This is a genomic window from Shimia sagamensis (assembly GCF_900182745.1).
Lineage (GTDB): Bacteria > Pseudomonadota > Alphaproteobacteria > Rhodobacterales > Rhodobacteraceae > Shimia > Shimia sagamensis.
Genome location: NZ_FXTY01000001.1, coordinates 699,238 through 716,528 on the forward strand (window position 1 = coordinate 699,238; position 17,291 = coordinate 716,528).

The 17,291-nt window shown below is 57.0% G+C and carries 18 protein-coding genes; 8 read left to right on the plus strand and 10 right to left on the minus strand.

The window, feature by feature from the left end:
• Positions 1-129 precede the first annotated feature (129 nt).
• Positions 130-585, plus strand: a complete 456-nt coding sequence (locus QOL67_RS03210; RefSeq protein ID WP_283424496.1) for an Lrp/AsnC family transcriptional regulator — start codon at positions 130-132, stop codon at positions 583-585.
• 4 nt (positions 586-589) lie between these two features.
• Here the strand turns inward: QOL67_RS03210 and QOL67_RS03215 are convergent, their stop codons facing one another.
• Together QOL67_RS03215 and QOL67_RS03220 are read right to left on the minus strand one after the other, a co-directional pair.
• Positions 590-1,081, minus strand: coding sequence for a GNAT family N-acetyltransferase (locus tag QOL67_RS03215; protein WP_283424497.1), 492 nt, complete (start codon positions 1,079-1,081; stop codon positions 590-592).
• A 30-nt stretch (positions 1,082-1,111) separates the two neighbouring features.
• Complete coding sequence (locus tag QOL67_RS03220) at positions 1,112-1,675, minus strand: HD domain-containing protein (RefSeq protein ID WP_283424766.1); 564 nt, start codon at positions 1,673-1,675, stop codon at positions 1,112-1,114.
• Positions 1,676-2,245: 570 nt separating this feature from the next.
• Between QOL67_RS03220 and QOL67_RS03225 the strand changes: the two genes are divergently transcribed.
• The 3 genes from QOL67_RS03225 (at position 2,246) to QOL67_RS03235 (ending at position 4,613) form a co-directional block, all read left to right on the plus strand.
• Entirely contained in the window at positions 2,246-2,563 is a 318-nt protein-coding gene (locus tag QOL67_RS03225; protein WP_283424498.1) for a hypothetical protein, read from the plus strand.
• 82 nt (positions 2,564-2,645) lie between these two features.
• Positions 2,646-4,028 carry an adenosylhomocysteinase gene (gene ahcY, locus QOL67_RS03230; protein ID WP_283424499.1) on the plus strand — a complete coding sequence of 461 codons (1,383 nt, stop codon included), beginning with the start codon at positions 2,646-2,648 and terminating at the stop codon, positions 4,026-4,028.
• Positions 4,029-4,214: 186 nt separating this feature from the next.
• Positions 4,215-4,613, plus strand: coding sequence for a hypothetical protein (locus tag QOL67_RS03235; protein WP_283424500.1), 399 nt, complete (start codon positions 4,215-4,217; stop codon positions 4,611-4,613).
• 145 nt (positions 4,614-4,758) lie between these two features.
• Here QOL67_RS03235 and QOL67_RS03240 read toward each other — a convergent pair whose 3' ends face one another.
• Positions 4,759-5,175 (minus strand): VOC family protein, encoded by a 417-nt coding sequence (locus QOL67_RS03240; RefSeq protein ID WP_283424501.1) that lies wholly within the window; start codon positions 5,173-5,175, stop codon positions 4,759-4,761.
• Positions 5,172-6,170: a Gfo/Idh/MocA family protein gene (locus QOL67_RS03245; RefSeq protein WP_283424502.1), complete on the minus strand. Its 999-nt coding sequence runs from the start codon at positions 6,168-6,170 to the stop codon at positions 5,172-5,174. The genes QOL67_RS03240 and QOL67_RS03245 overlap by 4 nt, the downstream gene beginning before the upstream one ends.
• Before the next feature lie 200 nt (positions 6,171-6,370).
• Here QOL67_RS03245 and QOL67_RS03250 point away from each other — a divergent pair, with 200 nt between their 5' ends.
• Positions 6,371-6,712 carry a DUF2853 family protein gene (locus tag QOL67_RS03250; protein ID WP_283424503.1) on the plus strand — a complete coding sequence of 114 codons (342 nt, stop codon included), beginning with the start codon at positions 6,371-6,373 and terminating at the stop codon, positions 6,710-6,712.
• A 375-nt stretch (positions 6,713-7,087) separates the two neighbouring features.
• Here QOL67_RS03250 and QOL67_RS03255 read toward each other — a convergent pair whose 3' ends face one another.
• From QOL67_RS03255 to tsaD, 4 genes are read right to left on the minus strand one after another with little or no spacing between them, the layout of a single operon-like run.
• On the minus strand, positions 7,088-7,507 hold the full coding sequence (locus tag QOL67_RS03255; RefSeq protein WP_283424504.1) for an EVE domain-containing protein: 420 nt from the start codon (positions 7,505-7,507) through the stop codon (positions 7,088-7,090).
• On the minus strand, positions 7,507-7,782 hold the full coding sequence (locus QOL67_RS03260) for a YciI family protein (RefSeq protein WP_283424505.1): 276 nt from the start codon (positions 7,780-7,782) through the stop codon (positions 7,507-7,509). Before QOL67_RS03260 ends, QOL67_RS03255 begins: the two co-directional genes overlap by 1 nt.
• Before the next feature lie 3 nt (positions 7,783-7,785).
• Entirely contained in the window at positions 7,786-8,739 is a 954-nt protein-coding gene (locus tag QOL67_RS03265; protein WP_283424506.1) for an NAD(P)H-dependent glycerol-3-phosphate dehydrogenase, read from the minus strand.
• Positions 8,736-9,833, minus strand: a complete 1,098-nt coding sequence (gene tsaD, locus QOL67_RS03270) for a tRNA (adenosine(37)-N6)-threonylcarbamoyltransferase complex transferase subunit TsaD (RefSeq protein ID WP_283424507.1) — start codon at positions 9,831-9,833, stop codon at positions 8,736-8,738. Before tsaD ends, QOL67_RS03265 begins: the two co-directional genes overlap by 4 nt.
• 81 nt (positions 9,834-9,914) lie before the next feature.
• Between tsaD and QOL67_RS03275 the strand changes: the two genes are divergently transcribed.
• From QOL67_RS03275 to QOL67_RS03285, 3 genes are all read left to right on the plus strand, one after another.
• Positions 9,915-10,610, plus strand: a complete 696-nt coding sequence (locus QOL67_RS03275; RefSeq protein WP_283424508.1) for a uroporphyrinogen-III synthase — start codon at positions 9,915-9,917, stop codon at positions 10,608-10,610.
• 74 nt (positions 10,611-10,684) lie between these two features.
• On the plus strand, positions 10,685-11,989 hold the full coding sequence (locus QOL67_RS03280) for a COG4223 family protein (RefSeq protein WP_283424509.1): 1,305 nt from the start codon (positions 10,685-10,687) through the stop codon (positions 11,987-11,989).
• 10 nt (positions 11,990-11,999) lie between these two features.
• Entirely contained in the window at positions 12,000-13,487 is a 1,488-nt protein-coding gene (locus tag QOL67_RS03285) for a heme biosynthesis protein HemY (protein ID WP_283424510.1), read from the plus strand.
• Between the two features lie 55 nt (positions 13,488-13,542).
• On the opposite strand, the gene QOL67_RS03290 is transcribed toward QOL67_RS03285, so the two are convergent.
• Positions 13,543-14,781 carry an NAD(P)/FAD-dependent oxidoreductase gene (locus QOL67_RS03290; protein ID WP_283424511.1) on the minus strand — a complete coding sequence of 413 codons (1,239 nt, stop codon included), beginning with the start codon at positions 14,779-14,781 and terminating at the stop codon, positions 13,543-13,545.
• 58 nt (positions 14,782-14,839) lie between these two features.
• Positions 14,840-17,290: a hybrid sensor histidine kinase/response regulator gene (locus QOL67_RS03295; protein ID WP_283424512.1), complete on the minus strand. Its 2,451-nt coding sequence runs from the start codon at positions 17,288-17,290 to the stop codon at positions 14,840-14,842.
• Between the last annotated feature and the right edge of the window lies 1 nt (position 17,291).

The window sequence follows — 17,291 nt, forward strand, 5'->3', positions numbered from 1 at the left end:
GTTTCCCAGGCGCGAAGTGGCGGCAAATTGACACAGGATCGACAGAGGTTTTCTCTAAATACACCTATGCTCACGGGTAACATTTAGAGATAGTACGCAAATTGTGGTCGATTATTGGAGATTTTCCCTATGGATGCTATTGATCGTAGAATCGTGCGGGCCTTGCAGCTGGATGGGCGCATGAAGATTGGTGACTTGGCAGAACGTGTTGGGCTGTCCGCCACCCCCTGTGCGCGGCGGCTGGAGCGGCTGCAGACCGATGGCGTGATCACCGGCTATGGGGCGCGCGTTGACCCACGCAAGATCGGGCTTCCGGTGACAATTTTTGTCTCCGTGGAATTGGGCGCACAGGGCGCGGATGTGATCAAGAATTTTGAGCGTGCCGTCAGCGCGTTTGAGGAGGTCATGGAATGCTATCTCATGACCGGGTCGCGGGATTTTCTGCTGCGGGTGGTGGCTGCGGATCTAGACGCCTTTGACGCCTTTTTGGAGCACCGGTTGATGAAGGTAAAAGGTGTGCGCAATATGCGTAGCAACTTTGCGCTGCGCGCGTTGGTGCGGCGCGATGTGCTGCCGGCGATGTGATGGCTTAGAGATCGTAACGCTTGCAAATCTTGTTTACCAAAGTGCCGTCATCCAGGGGCACGTCGGTACGGCGCTTGTAGTCCTCAAAGCCACGGCTCTGGTAATAGGCCAACCCACCCTGGTTGTCGGCGCGGATTTCAGCATCCATCCATGTATACCCTAATGTCTGCGCAGCCTGCACGGTGGCATCAAACAGTTTGGAGCCAATACCAAGGCCGGTGCGGCCAGCTTTGACAAACGTTCCAATTCCACAGGCCTCGGGAGGCAAATCTCCCCAAGGGCCGATCCATTGGAAACCCAAAATTATGCCATCCTCGGTCATTGCAACATGCCACGTGCTGCAGTCTTGATCGGCCATCAACCAGCCTTCCAACTCGTCGCGAGACATCGGCTTGGTCATTGCAGTGGAACCGCCAATGGCGATGATTTCGTTGAGTAGCTCTGCGGTCTGACGCAGGTCAGCAGCGCTGCCTTTATGGATAATTATTGTGGACATAGAACACTCGATATCAGGGACTAAATAAGCTTAAAGCGCCGAAAGCAGAGCTTCGTGGCGGCTGGTGTAATCTTTGCGTACTTCTATCGGTGGCCGCAGACGGATCGACAGACCTTGGATGACTTTGGGATCGGGTACACCAAAGAGTTTGTTGGCCTCCGCAACAGAGAAGCCGGCGATTTGGGTGGCCTCCATCCAGGCAGAGATCTTGTCGGCCTTCTTAATTTGCGTCTTGAGCCGTTTGGGTGTTTCAGCAGGCAGACCAAAGCGGATGTGGATTGCGGCCATGAGGCGATCATCTAGTTCGCCGTAGCTTGGACCCACAGCGGTTTTCACTGGCGAGATCATGTCGCCGATCACATATTCAGGCGCGTCATGCAGCAAGGCGGTTAGGCGGGTTTTGGGCGTGGCGGATTTATACATACGGCCATAAAGCTCTTCGACCAGAAGAGAGTGTTCAGCCACGGAGTAGGCAAAATCGCCATGTGTCTGGCCATTCCAGCGCGCAACAAAGGCAAGCCCGTGGGCGATGTCTTCAATTTCGATGTCCACGGGGGTGGGGTCCAGAAGGTCCAGTCTGCGACCGGACAACATGCGCTGCCATGCTCGTGCCAAAGGGGTGTCTCCCGGTTGTGTGAAACCGGTGTACGCCAGCGATGAGCCGATGCGCAACAGTCAGGATGATCGGGGATGTGCAGGCGTCAACCTGCGGCCACACCAGATGTGATCAGCGCATTTGCAATCACGATAAACGTGCCCATCAACAAGACGGCGGGGATGAAGAAAGCAGACCGAAACATGTATTGTTCATGCCGCGGAATTGGTGTGCAAATTACTAATACGCAGGGATTTCTTAATCTTTTGGTTAGCAATCCGTTAATGGGATAGGTGGCGCTATGCGGCGGCGAGCGGATGCCACGCTGAAGGGTATCTTGTCTGCTTGGTCACAAAAATGCCACATTTGGAACGCACCCTATATTGTGTCGGGATCACGTGCTGCCACAAAACAACGTGATCAGGCGTGTTTTGTAAAAGCGCGACGCGATACCGACATCACTAGCGAGGGGGGCACGTTTTCAAATCGGCTTCCTCCCGCGTGTCCCCCTCTCCAACCTCAACGACATTGATCCAATTGGGTCAATCTGCGCGAGAAAGGAGAGCGCTATGTTTAAGCGAGTAGTAGGAGCAGCCTTGCTGTTTGGCATGGCCGCAGCAGCCCCGCCGGCCAATGCCGCCGGATGTGCGATGCGTGACATCGTGGTGGAGCGGTTGCAGAGCAAATACGCCGAAGCGATGGTCGCAGGCGGGCTACAGGGCTCCAATGACAACAAGTTGACCATGCTGGAGGTGTGGTCATCTGAGAAAACTGGGACATTTACGGTGATTATGACCAATGCGCAGGGGCTGTCCTGCATCTTGGCGGCCGGAACGGACTGGTTTCAACAAGAGGCGGAGCTGCCGCCTGACGGAATCGAAGGTTAAGGTCCAGCGCCTAGTAACGTTGTAGAAAGACCTTCTGAGTGTTATCTGGTCGCCAAAGCAAACCCGTAAGGAGCTGGGCGCAATGGCGACCGATTACACAGTAAAAGATATTTCCCTGGCCGATTTTGGCCGCAAGGAACTTGATATTGCCGAAACCGAGATGCCGGGCCTGATGGCGCTGCGCGAGGAATTTGGCGAAAGCAAACCACTCACGGGCGCGCGCATTGTTGGCTCGCTGCACATGACCATTCAGACCGCGTGTCTGATTGAAACGCTGGTGGCGCTGGGCGCGGATGTGCGCTGGGCAAGCTGCAACATCTTCTCCACACAGGACCACGCAGCGGCGGCAATTGCGGCGGCAGGCGTTCCTGTGTTTGCGATCAAAGGTCAGTCGCTGGAAGAGCACTGGGATTACTTGGACAAGTCGTTCATGTTCCCTGAGGGCGCAAACCTGATCTTGGATGATGGTGGTGACGCAACCCTGTACGTGCTGTTGGGTGCAAAGGCGGAAGCTGGCGAAGACCTCGGCGTGCCAACGTCTGAGGAAGAAGAAGCCATTCACGCGCAGATCAAAAAGCGTATGGCGGCAAGCCCTGGCTGGTTCACCAAAACACGCGCCGACATCATGGGTGTGTCTGAAGAAACCACCACAGGCGTACACCGCTTGTATGATTTGCACAAAAAGGGCGAATTGCCTTTCCCTGCGATCAACGTGAACGACTCTGTCACCAAGTCGAAATTCGACAACAAATACGGCTGTAAAGAGAGCCTGGTTGATGGCATCCGCCGCGCAACCGACACGATGATGGCTGGTAAAGTGGCCGTGGTTTGTGGCTATGGCGACGTTGGCAAAGGCTCTGCTGCGTCGCTTTCTGGTGCAGGTGCACGTGTGAAAGTGACCGAAGCGGATCCGATCTGTGCCTTGCAGGCGGCGATGGACGGCTATGAGGTTGTGCTGCTGGAAGAGTCGCTGGACGCGGATCTGTTCATCACCACCACCGGCAACAAAGACGTGATCCGCATCGAGCATATGCGCGAGATGAAGGACATGGCGATTGTTGGCAACATCGGCCACTTCGACAATGAAATTCAGGTCGCAAGCCTGAAAAACCACAAATGGACCAACATCAAAGAGCAAGTGGATATGATCGAGATGCCATCTGGCAACCGGTTGATCCTGCTCTCGGAAGGTCGTTTGTTGAACCTTGGCAATGCCACCGGTCACCCGTCCTTTGTGATGTCCGCATCCTTCACCAACCAGGTGCTGGCGCAGATCGAGCTGTTCACCAAAGGCGACGACTATCAGAACGAAGTCTATATCCTGCCCAAACATCTGGATGAGAAAGTGGCTGCGTTGCACCTCGCCAAAGTGGGCGCGAAGCTCAGCAAGCTGTCCCCAGAGCAAGCGGCGTACATTGGTGTGTCCCCTGAGGGTCCGTTTAAGCCGGAACACTACCGCTACTAAGCTGAATTAGTGACTGATTTTGAGAGCGGCGTCCCGGATTGGGGCGCCGTTTTTTGTTGGACGGGGCGAAAACAACGGGAAAATCAGTTTTGATACCAAATCACCTAGAAGGACAGTGGCAACTTAGGGTAGAGGCTTTTGTCGGCTTGGTGTGAATTTATCTCGAGAAGGACTAAGCGAAGCCCCATGAGCTATTCATTTTCAGGGTTCTTCATCAAGAACCGTCAAATTAACTCAGCAACTTTTCGTGAAGGTCATGTCTATCGTGAAATCACTGATCCCTTTGTGGGATGCGGCATTCTGACTCCTAACATGCAACCGTCGTTCTCCGATTGCATCAATTACCTCAACAGTTTGGGTGTTTCCGACAGCGACTGGATTTTCGTTGTCTATCAAACTTGGGCAGGGCCTGTGGACTACGTATTGGCAATTGGCTCACGAGCTGGAAAGCCGTTCGGGCCTATTGAAGGAGACGGCGACCCAGCAGAAGAGGCATTTTATGAAGCTTTGGACGCATTCGGCCTGCAGGAAGGTGCCGGAATCTATTTTGCTCCGCTTGAACGTGGGTTCTGGGGCGACGATTGATGCCACAACAAAGTCGCCCACAGCCTTTCCATCCCTGATAAAAAGCGTGCATGCCCTGAAATCAGGGCGTTGCCACCTCTTCTCGCTTTTTCAGTCTGAATTATCGCCCAACTGCTGGTCGCAAGTGAAAAATCTAGAGAATCTGTCACCCGTCCCGCCCAGGCTCATTTGGATCGCTTGCATAAATCGCGATTTTGTTGCCGTCTTGGTCGCGCAGGTAGCTGACGTAGAAATGGGGGCCGTAGTTGGCGCGAAAGCCGGGTTGGCCTTCGTCTGTCCCCCCAGCGGCGAGGGCGGCGGCGTGCAGTCGGCGGACCTGCGCTTGGCTTGTGGCTTCAAAGGCCACCATGGTGCCGTTGCCAGCGGAGGCGGCTTGGGTATTAAACGGGGGTTTTACGTAGAAATCGGGCAGCAGTGGGCGTTGGCCTTCGGGGACAGGCAGTGCGTAGCTGAGGCCTTCGGGGCCTTCTTTTACGCTGTAGCCTAGGGCGGGCAGGAACGCCGCGTAAAAGCGTTTGGCGCGGGGGATGTCGTTGCTGCCAACACAGACGTAACCGATCATTGGGGGATGTCCTTTCCTAGCGCGGCCGCTTCCCAGTCTGTTAGGAATTGCATGATCTCCAGACTGTCGGATAGGCGGGGTGAGGGGCGCGGGGCTTCTTTAGGGCCTGTTGCTAGCGCGCGCTCGACCATTTTGACCTGATGATAAAACGCGTCGTGTTCGGTTTTGACAACGATGTCGCGGGCGGGGCCGTCATACGGTTGCCAGATCATGTGATTTTCACCAGCAACTGGCAGCCAGGGGTTGGTGGCAAATCGCAACGTGCCTTTGGTGGTCACGATCTCAAACGCGTGGGCCATGCCGTGACTGTCTGTGCTCATCAGATTGGCGAACACACCGTTGTCAAAGCGGACGGAGAGGCTGGCGTCTTGTAAGGTGTCGTCTTTGCCGATGTTGCCGTGCGCGGCGATGGATCGGTTGGCAAAGGTCTCTTCGCCACACATGGTTTGCACCACCAAGTGCAAAAGCGAGGCCGGGTAGCAGCCGAGATTGTAGAGCGTGCCACCGCCTGCGGAGTTCACCACTTGCCAGATGTCAGCGGCGTAGAAGCCGGAGACGGAGCGCAGCTCGCCAACAGACGGATCACGCAGGACGGTGACCAGTTGCTGCATGACGGGATGCGCGAGGTACATGAGACCTTCGGCAAAGAAGATGTTGGCAGCTTGCACGGAGGCGATCAGCGCATTGGCGTCCTCCATGGTAGTGGTCAGGGATTTCTCACAGAGCACCGGTTTGCCTGCGGCCATGGCGGCTTCGGTGGCGGCGCGGTGCAGGTGGTTTGGTAGGGCGATGTAGATCACGTCCACATCCGGGTTGGCAAAGAGCTCTGTTTGATCGGTCGTGGTTTCAGTGACGCTATACTGAGCGGAGAGGTCCGAAAGCGCGGCTTCGTTGCGGCCACACAGCATCGTCACAGAAGAGCTGTCGCTGTCGCGAATGGCGCCCAGCATGGCGTGAGTTATGAAGCCGGTTCCAAGGATACCCCAACGCAACATACCGCTCTCCCGTGCTGTGGTTTGGCAAGAAGACCAGCCTAGGCAGCGATTCTGTAAATGGCCAGTATGATCTGTGCTAAGGGGGAACGGGCGCGGTCTTTCCCCTTAATTGACGTCCACGTCAACTGTAGAACAAGCTTCAAGGACACCGCGCAGAACGCAACTTTGAGCGCATTTATCGACAATTGGGAGAATATCAGATGGGCAAACGGGACGAGTTGATCGCGAAATATGCAGACGATCTGAAAAACAAATGTGGCATCGAGCCGGATATGACGCTGTTGGAAAAGGTGACCATCGGCTGTGGTCCGGCGATCTATAATGATGACGCGTCCACTGTGGCTGGCTCCCAGCCAGAGGAATTGGAAACGGTGAAAAACAACTTCCTGATCAAGAAGTTGGGTATGAGCGATGGCCCCGCACTCATGGATGCCATCAACTCTGTGATTGAGACTTACGGCAAGTCAGAGCGTAACAAGTATCGGGCTGTTGTTTACTACATGCTGACGAAACACTTCGGCAAAGAGGCCCACTACGGGTAAAACCACCACTCGCGGTTTGGCGCGTCCGGGACCTGAGGGTTTCGGGCGCGTTTTGCGTTTGGTTGCCAAAGTGCTGCTGGAACCGCTCGGATTGTAGGTACTTGATAATTGAACTGATTGGTTCAATTGGGCTACACAAGTCTTGTCGGGCTAGGATGGCCGGACCCAAGTTTACAGAACGCGTGTGGTGGTATGGGATACACGCGGGGTGGCATAGGGGGTCTGGCTGGAGCGGAGACAGGCCCCCTATGTTTTATTTACCGGAGCAATTCCGGGCGGATGTTTGGCGCGGCTCTTAGGTGAGCGGCGCCATTTTGTGTTGTTACAGAGGGCATAGCACGGCTTGGATAGCGCAAAGACCCTGGCTCTCTGAGGTCAGTCTTGTGTGCCGCTGAGCTCGAGGATGATGTTCCATTCCTCTTCGGTGACTGGCTGCACAGACAGACGAGAGCTTTTTACCAGCACCATTTCGGTCAAACGCGGGTCGGCTTTGATCATGTCGAGGGACACTGGAATCTTCACTGGCGCGATGGCTTTGATGTCGACACAGTCCCAACGGTCATCTTCTGTGGTGCTGTCCTGATGCGCCTTGGCGCAGACCTCAACAATGCCAACCACCGATTTTTCTTTTTGAGAATGGTAGAAAAAGCCGCGATCACCCACGGCCATTTCCCGCATAAAATTGCGCGCCTGATAATTGCGCACGCCGTCCCATTCCTCACCGGCGTCGCCTTTGGCCACCTGTTGGTCCCAGCCCCAGGTGGAGGGTTCGGATTTGAACAGCCAGTAGCGCATCAGCCCAGCACCTTGTTCCAGGCCTTGAGCTCTACCGACTCAAACAGGTCGGCAGCTTTGTAGGGGTCATTTGCAGCCCAGGTCTCGGCCTCAGCCATGTCAGCTACGTTCAGGATGATCAGGGAGCCGCACATGCCACCGGTGTCATCCAGAAACGGGCCCGCCATCATGATCGTATCACCGGAGCCTTTCAGATAGGCAACATGGGCGTCGCGGTTGGCTTTGCGGATGTCCAGCGCGCCGGGTTTGTCTTTGGCGATGAGTGCGATCAGCATGAATTATTCCTCCTTGGGGGGTCTTGCGAGCAGCATTTCCATGGCGTCGCGAATTTGCAAGCCCCCATCAAGGATGGCGACGACGGCTTGGGTGATGGGCATGTCAACGTGCATGGCTTTGGCGCGGGCCAGCGCGGCGCGGGCAGTTGCGGCCCCTTCGACGGTGACCGTGGGATCATAGGCATCGCCGCGCCCCAGAGAGAGGCCAAAGCTGTAGTTGCGCGATTGATCAGACGAGCAGGTCAGAGTGAGGTCGCCAAAACCTGATAGCCCAGAAAGTGTGTCAGGTTTGGCCCCCAAGGCCTGTGCCATGCGTTTCATTTCGGCATAGCCACGGGTCATCAGAGCGGCGCGAGCACTGTCGCCCAGACCCGCGCCAATGGCGATTCCGCAGGCGATGGCAATCACGTTTTTGAGTGCGCCGCCCAGCTCTGCACCGACGGTGTCCGTGGTGCGGTAAATGCGCAGGTTGGGCGAAATCAGTCTCTGTTGTAGGGATTTTCCGGTGTTTTCGTCCGGGACGGCCAGTGTGAGCGCGGTCGGCAGACCACGTGCAATGTCAGCGGCGAAGCTTGGCCCGGTGAGGATGGCAGGGGTGGCCTCTGGCAACACATCGCGGATCACGGCAACGGGGCCGAGCTGTGTGCCAAGCTCGACGCCTTTACAGCAGGCGATTAGGGTGCGGCCGGTGAGCTCCGGGTGGGTTTCCAAGAGCCCGCGCAGCTTTTGCATGGGCACGGCCAATAGAACCACATCGGTGAGTGCATCGGCAAAATCGGCAGTAACAGAGACTGTTTTTGGCAATTTAACGCCCGGCAAGCGTGGGTTGGCGCGGGTGTCCATCATGGTTCTGGCGGCATCCGCGCTGCGGGCCCAAAGGGTCACATTGGTGCCACTGTGGGCAAAGGCCACAGCCAGGGCGGTGCCAAAGGCACCGGAGCCAAGAACGGAGATCATGCTTTGGCTCCTTTTTTGCCGCTGCCCAAAAGCGCGGGGGAGGTTTGATCGAGGGGCCAACGCGGACGGGCAGAGAGGTCCATACCGTCGCGGGCGCCGGTGTGGTATCGTTCCAACCCGGCGTAGGCAATCATCGCTGCGTTGTCGGTGCACAGCGCCAAAGGCGGGGCGGTGAAGGTGACGCCTTTGTCTGTACAAACAGTCTCTAATCCAGCCCGAATCGCCGTGTTTGCCGCCACACCACCAGCCACAGCAAGCAGAGGTTCGGAGGGGTTCTCGGTCAGATAAATGTCCAATGCGCGGCGGGTTTTCTCTGCCAAGACATCCACAACGGCAGCTTGGAATCCAGCACACATGTCGGCGCGGTCCTGAACCGGCAGGCCACCTTTTTCCGCGATGATGGCATCACGTTGGCGCAGGAGGGCGGTCTTGAGACCAGAGAAAGACATGTCACAGCCAGGGCGATCGAGCAGCGGGCGGGGGAAGCGGAAGCGTTTTGGGTCGCCTTTTGTGGCTTCGGCCTGCACGGCGGGGCCGCCGGGTTGTCGCAGGCCTAACAGGCGCGCGGTTTTGTCAAAGGCCTCGCCGGGGGCGTCGTCGATGGTGCCGCCGAGGCGGGAGAAGTATTCGGGACCGTGTGCGATCAGGAATTGGCAGTGGCCGCCCGACACCAAGAGCATCAGATAAGGGAAAGCCACCTGATCGGTGAGGCGTGGGGTCAGCGCATGACCGGCAAGGTGGTTCACGCCGATGAGCGGAATGTTCAGGCTGGCGGAAAGGCCTTTGGCGCACATCACACCGGAGATCACGCCGCCGATGAGGCCGGGGCCTGCGGTGACGGCGATGGCGTCCACATCCAACAGGGATACATTGGCCGCTGTCAGCGCCTCCTCAACACAGAGGTCAACCTTTTCGGCGTGCGCGCGGGCTGCGATTTCCGGAACCACACCGCCAAAAGGCGCATGCAAATCGGTTTGGCCATGCACAACAGAGGCCAAGATTTCGGCGTCGCCCACAATGGGTTGATGCAAGATGGCGGCAGCGGTGTCATCGCAGCTGCTTTCAATGCCAAGAATGGTGAGCGGGCCGTCCATGTGTCACAGGTCCTTGCCGTTGCGCGGAGGTTTGTTGGCAGGTAACACCAGAGAGCGCCTCAAACAACAGTGGTGGGCCTTATGACAGATGTGACCCCTTTGATTTTGCTGACCCGGCCTTTGGCCGATGCGGAGGGGTTTGCTGTGCTCTTGGCAGAGTTGGGGATCACTGCGGAGGTGGAAATCTCGCCCATTGTGGAGATTGTGCCCTCTGAGGCTCATGTGGACCTTACCGATATAACGGGAGTCATATTCAGCTCACGCAATGCGGTGGCAGCGGTGGACGGGTACGACCTGCCCGCCTGGTGCGTTGGCGAGGCCACAGCGACGGCAGCACGGGCCAAAGGCTGGCGGGCAGAGGCGGCGGATGGCGATGCAGACTCGCTTTATGCGCGGGTTTTGGCCGACGCGCCTAAAGGTCCTCTTCTGCATATTCGCGGCGAGGTTGCGCGTGGGGATCTGGCCGGGCGTTTGACAAAAGTCGGGATTCAAACACATGAGGTCGTGGTTTATCGGCAAGAAGCTCATTCGCTGTCAAAGTGCGCAAAAACGGCCCTAATGCGGGAGAATCCAGTGATTGCTCCCCTTTTTTCTCCACGTGCGGCGGCGCAGTTTGCCAGTCAGGGTCCCTATCATGCCCCTCTTCATGTGGTTGTGATGAGTGAGGCGGTGCGGGACGCACTGGGGGATTTACCGGCGGAAACAGTTGTTTTGGCGGAGAAAAAAGAGGCAAATGCCATGGCGGAGGCGGTGGCGGGACTGTTAGACGCAGGGTGATGCATTGAGACACACGGATTGCTCGCCTAGATTGGTGCTGCATTTGCAAAAAAACGGATTCGAAAGGGTGACCAGTGGGAACCACGGATAAATCGGACAAGCCAAGCAAAGGTCAGGTTGATCAACAGGATCAGACCGATACGCAAGCCGACGCAGAAGATGTGGTCGAGGATGCGGAGATTGTCGAAGAGATCACGCCTGAAGTGGCATCGGATGACAGCGCTGCGCAAGAGACCGGAGAGGCTGCGGAGGGCGAAGATCCCGTAGAGATTGAAGAGCCGCGAACAGATGATGCCGTGGCAGATCAGTCGGAGGCATCAGAGGCTGTTGAGACACCTGAAGAGGACACTCCAGCGGCGGACATCAATCAAGACGCGCCCGCGCAGGCCGTTCAAGAACCGGCGCGCAAAGGTGGGTTTGTCCCTTTGGTGCTTGGCGGCGTGATTGCGGCTGGCATCGGATTTGGCGGCGCAGTGTATTTTGGCGAACAGCTTGGGTTGGGCGCAGATACGGATGCGGCCCTGGCCGAGATGGTAGCGAAATTTGAGACGCAGAACGAGACAATAGCGGCGTTGAATGAGAGGCTGAGCGTAACCAGTGACCTCTCTGGCGGTGCGCGTGAAGCTGCGGATCAAGCGGCAGCGGACGTGACCAAGATGACCGAGGTTCTTTCGGCATACACAACCCAATTGGGGTCTGTGTCCGAAGCGGTCGCCACGTTGGAAGCGCGATTGACGGACATTGAGAAACGTCCGTTGAGCGAAGGGCTTGGTGCGGCGGCAATCGCGGCTTACGAGCGTGAAGTGAAAGACCTCAAAGATTCGGTCTCTGCGCAGAAAGCAGAAGCAGCGGAGTTGAAAGACAAGGCAGATTTGTCAGCTAAGGCGGCGCTCGCACGCTCATCGGTGACACGGATTGTGGCGGCGCTGGACAGTGGCGCGCCGTATCGTGCTGCGGCGGTTGATTTGCGGTCTTCGACAGGCGAAGGCATTGCGCCGGTTCTGGAAGATCATGCGGACAGCGGTGTGGTCACGCTGGCGACGCTGTTAGAGAGCTATCCGGATGCGGCACGTGGTGCATTGGCCAAGGCGCGTGAGGATAAGGTGGATGCAGGCACCGGCAACAAGCTGGGCAACTTTCTGAAGACACAGTTTGGTGCGCGCTCCGTTGAGGCGCGTGAGGGCACCGACACCGATGCGGTTCTGAGCCGATCTGAAGCGGCGCTGAAAGCGGGTGATCTGACTGCAGCACTCTCTGAACTGGATACATTGGCCGAGGGGCCAAAAACCGTGATGGCAGACTGGGTCGCGCAAGCACAAACCCGCGCCGCCGCGACTCAAGCCGCCGAAGATTTGGCGCAAACCCTAAACTCCAACTGAGGGTCGTTATATGCTCTGGTCTTTGATCAAAATTATTGCGTTTGTTGCCATTGTCGCCGGACTGACCTTTGGCTCGATTTATTTGCTGGAAAGCGATGGCGGGGTGATGGTCACCGTGGCAGGGGTCGAATACAGCCTTGGGCCATTTCACACTGCGCTGGCGCTGATTGCGCTGGTCGCGGCGGTCTGGCTGGTGATCAAGGCGCTGGGCCTGTTGGTGGCGACGCTGAAATTCCTGAACGGGGATGAAACCGCGATCAGTCGCTACTTTGACCGTAATCGTGAAAAGAAGGGCTATCAGGCGCTGGCCGACAGCGTGACTGCGCTGGCCTCCGGTGAGGGGCGCACGGCGATGGAGAAGGCGCGGCTGGCAGAGAAGAAGCTGCACAAGCCGGAGCTGACCAACCTGATTGTGGCGCAGGCGGCAGAGATGAGCGGTGACACACGCAAGGCTGAGGAAACCTACAAGAAGCTGCTTGCCGATGAACGCACGCGGTTTGTAGGCATCCGTGGCTTGATGAAGCAGAAGCTGGATGCCGGGAACACAGAGGTGGCGCTGAAGCTGGCGGAGAATGCCTTTGCGATTAAGCCACGCCACGTGGAAGTGCAGGACACGCTGTTGCGTTTGCAGACCGAAACCAAAGACTGGAAAGGCGCACGCAGCACACTGAATGCCAAGCTGCGTCACGGTACCTTACCACGTGACGTGCATCGTCGGCGCGATGCCGTGTTGGCGTTGTCCGAAGCAAAGGATTTGATCGCTGAAGATGCCAGCATTGAGACGCAGGAACAGGCGATCGAGGCCAATCGGTTGTCGCCGGACTTGATCCCGGCGGCTGTGATGGCCGCACGGGGTTATGTGGGCAAAGGCAAGCCGCGTAATGCAACACGTCTGATTAAGAAAGCTTGGGATACGCAACCACATCCAGATCTGGCGGCGGCCTTTGCTGAGATCGCGCCGGACGAAACTCCGGAAGCGCGGATCAAGCGGTTCAAGACCCTGACCAAAAACACCGCCAGCCATGCCGAAAGCAAAATGCTGATGGCGGAGCTGTATATTGCAGCGGAAGATTTCCCGGAAGCGCGTCGGGCGCTGGGCGATTTGGTGGAAACGGATGCCACCCAACGCTCGCTGACCATCATGGCGGCGATTGAGCGCGGTGAGGGCTCCAATGATGCGGTTGTGAAAGGCTATCTGGCCAAGGCGCTCAGTTCGCCTCGGGGGTCGCAGTGGGTCTGTGACACTTGCCACAATATCCATGCTGAGTGGGCGCCAACCTGTGACAATTGCCACAGCTTTGACACGCTGAGTTGGACCGCGCCGCCGGAGACCGAAGGGTTGAGTGAAACCGGCGCAGCGATGTTGCCGCTTATCATCGGCGCGCTGGAGGATCACTCGGAGGCAGAAACTGAAGATGCCGGCGAAGTGGACGTGGTTGAGGGCGAGGCGTCTGAGGCCCCTGACGAGGACTCTGCAGAAGAGCGCAAGTCGGCCTAAAAGCTTTGATTGAGACTGAAAGCAGCGTCACCTTTGGGCGGCGCTGTTTTGTGGGTCAGGTGAACCGCATTGGGCTTACAGGTGACAAGTCGATGTTGGGCGGAGTGTCAGATATCAAGTCCGCCACCAAACGGCCGGTTTTGGCCCCGCCGGTGAGGCCGACGTGTTGGTGCCCAAAGGCCGCGTAAACACCACTGTTGCCGATCTCGCCAACCATCGGCAGGCTGTCAGGTAGGGACGGGCGGAAGCCGAGCCATTCCTCGTCGCTTTCTGCAGTCATGGTGGGGAAGACTTCGGCGACCCTGCGGCGCAGCAGCGCAAGAGGGGCCTTAGATTTTGTTTCTGACAGGTCCCCAAATTCGACAATCCCGGCGCACCGCAACCCGTGCTGCATAGGTGTGGCGACAAATTTGGCGGAGGCAATCATCATCGGATGGTTGGGACGAATGGAAGGCTCTTTGAAAGTGATGTGATAGCCACGCTCGGTTTCCAGTGGCACGGTGAAGCCCAGCTTGCGCATGAGGGGCTTGGACCAGATGCCGGAGGAGAGCACGGCGCGGTCACAATCAAACTGGCCCTGATCGGTCATCACTGCAGATACTTGCCCGCCGAAGAGGTCAAAATCGCGCACTTCGGCCTGCACAAAACGGCCACCCATGCCTGTAAATGTGTCCACCAAAGCCTGCACGTAAGCTGCCGGGTTTAGAATGTAGCCGTGATCTTTGTTCACCGCGAGGAACGAGGTTTGTGCGTCCAGAATTGGCTCGATGTCCTGCACGGCTGGGCCTTCGATGATCTCGGGGACAAAGCCAACGCTGGCGCGCAGGTCCCAAGTGTATTTGTCAGCCTCAAAGGCGGCGCGGTCTTTGTAGGCGTAGAGATAATCTGTGTCAGCAATGAAGGCTTCGGCGGCGGTGCCTTTGGCAAGTGCCTTGTGCTGGTCCACGCTGTCACCAATCAGGTCCGCCAAAACGTGGGTGAAGCGGCGGGCGTCGGTGTCATTGGCAAAGCCGAGATATTTCAGGAACCATGGTGTGAGACGCGGTAGGTTGGCCCATTTCAAAAACAGCGGGAAATTTGGGTTGAGCAGGTAGCCTGGCGCCTTTGTCATGAGACCAGGCGTGGCGTTTGGCACCACAGCACAGCTTGCCAGCAGGCAGGCATTGCCAAAAGAGGCGCCCATGCCGGGGGTATTTTTGTCCAGAAGGGTTACACTGTGCCCTGCGCGGCGGAGCCACAGTGCGGTGGCCGCACCAACAATGCCTGCCCCGATCACTACCACATTTTGCGGCATCGTTTGCCCCCCCGTTTGTCGTCGGGACAGTGTTGCCAAGCGATGCACAACTTTGCAATCAGAGTTCTGCGATCACGTCCTTGAGCTGTGCCAGTTTAATGGGTTTGGCCATGTGGGCGTTCATGCCGCTGTCCAGACAGGCTTCGCGGTCTTCTGGTGCGGAATGGGCGGTCAAACCAATGATATGGGTTTGGAAATCCCCGTTGGCGTTTTCCAGACGGCGGATCTCGCGGGTGGCATCCAGACCGTTCATTACTGGCATGGAAACATCCATCAGGACCAAATCCGGGTGGCAATCGCGGTAGATTTCCACGGCCTCTTCCCCATCACTGGCAGAATGGTGTGTGATGCCTAGGCGGTTGAGGAAAATCTCAATCAGCTTCCGATTGGTTTTGTTGTCGTCCACGATCAAGATGGTTTTGTCTGACGAGGGTGCTTCAAGTTCACTGGCAACTTGTTTGTGTGCGGTGCCAATGGTCGCACTCGCGTCGATAGTGGTGTTTTCCTCGGCGGATTGCTTGATGCCTCCTGCATGTGGGGCTGTTAGGGCCTCCAGCAACTTGGGAGCCTGCACAGGTTTGATCACTTCGCAGTTGGTAAGCAGGTTTTCTTCACCGGAGCGGTGGATGGCGTCGTTCATCGGGCGCAGGGCAATCACACGGGTCTCGGGACCGGATTTTGCCTCGTAAATGGCACGAAATAGGTCTTTGCGTCCCATGTCTGGCATGCCCATTTCTGTCAGAACCACATCATAGGGCGCACCGCTTGCTTGTGCGTCTCGCAGGCTCTCAAGACCGGTCTTGGCTGTTTCAAAGGTCGCAACTTGAGCGTTCCACGCGGACATCATTTCGTTCATGACAAACAAGGCCGTGGGTTCGGATTGCAGAACCAGGACTTTCATACCGCTGAGGTCCGCGCTGTCGAGTGCGCGAGGGGGGAGTGGTATGTCGGGCTCCATAAGAGGTACGTTGAACGTGAAGGTGGTGCCAGTCCCAACCGTGGATTTTACCCAAATTCGGCCGCCCATCAGCTCGACAAAACCCTTGGCGATGGCCAATCCAAGGCCGGTGCCCTGATGCTTGCGGCTATAAGAGCCGTCGACCTGTGTGAACTGGTCAAAGACGGCGGCGAGTTTTTCTTCGGGGATACCGCAGCCGGTGTCGCAGACATCCACTTGCATGACCGGGGCGTCATTTTCCTCTTTGAGTGTGAGGTTGATCAGAACATAGCCGTCGTCGGTGAACTTCAAGGCGTTGCCAACAAGGTTGATGATGACCTGCTTAAGGCGGGACTCATCCCCCAGAAGCGATTTGGGCAAATCCGGTGCCACACGGGTGATAAGATCAACACCCGCTTGACCCGCTTGGAATGAAAGCATCTGCGCGGTGTTGTCCAGAAGCTCCGTGGGCCGATAGGGATCATCCCGTAGGGTCATGTGACCGCTGTCGATTTTGGAGAAGTCTAGAATGTCGTTGATGATGTTTAGGAGGGTGGAGCCGGAGGTATGGATGCTGTCCACCAAACTTAGTTGATTGTTTGTTAACTCGGTGTCCGCAAGCAGCTCTGTCATGCCCAACACACCATTCATTGGCGTGCGAATTTCGTGGCTCATCCGGGCCAGGAATTGGGATTTGGCCTTTTCCGCGGATTTGGCCTGTTCCGCGACAACCTGTAATTCGGCGTTTTTGTCGTTTAGGTCGTCAGATGAAATCTCAAGCTTGGTTTGAGTGTCCTCTAGGGACTTTACCCAGGCGCGCAGGTTACCCAACATCAGGTTAAAACTGTCCGCGAGGCTTTCAACTTCGTCGTTGGTGCGGATCACAATGGACTGGTTTAGGTTGCCCTTGGCGGCGCGCTCTGTGGCGCTGTTGAGGCGCGCAAGAGGCTCTGTCAGGCGGCGCGAAATCCAGATGGACAAGAGAATGCCAGTGAGGGTGAAAAACACGCCAAACATCAGGTTGCGGCGTAGCACGAGATTTACTTCGCGGTTGGCGGCCGTGCCGTCCAAGTCAAAGCGGATGGTGCCGTAATTTACGTTGCCGTAGATCGCAGGCACTGCAACCTGAATGCGGCCCTGCAGATTGCGAATGTGGGTGGTCTCTGAGGCGGTGGCTTCGGTGACGAGTTCGTCGTCGACTCGACCCAAGAAAAGCGCGTTACCCTCTGAAGAGCCATTGACCAGTAAAAAACCGTCTGGGTCGATGAACCGCAATGACAGGATGTCTGGCTGGCGCATGAGCTCTTGATAGATGATATCAAGTTCCGCGGGGCGGCCTTCAAACAGGTAGGGAAGGGTGACTTCCTGAATCAGGATCCCAAGGGAATCTGAACGTTCAGAGAAGCGGGTATGAACCAACTCCAGCTGGGTGATGGTATTCAGGTAGATCAGGGTAGAGACAAACGCACCAATCATGAGGCCAAAATACAGCGTCATACGACGCCCCAGACCATAGGTCAGAGATTTGCGGATATTCAGCATGCGGTTGGTTTGGTCCTCTGGTGCGGACATG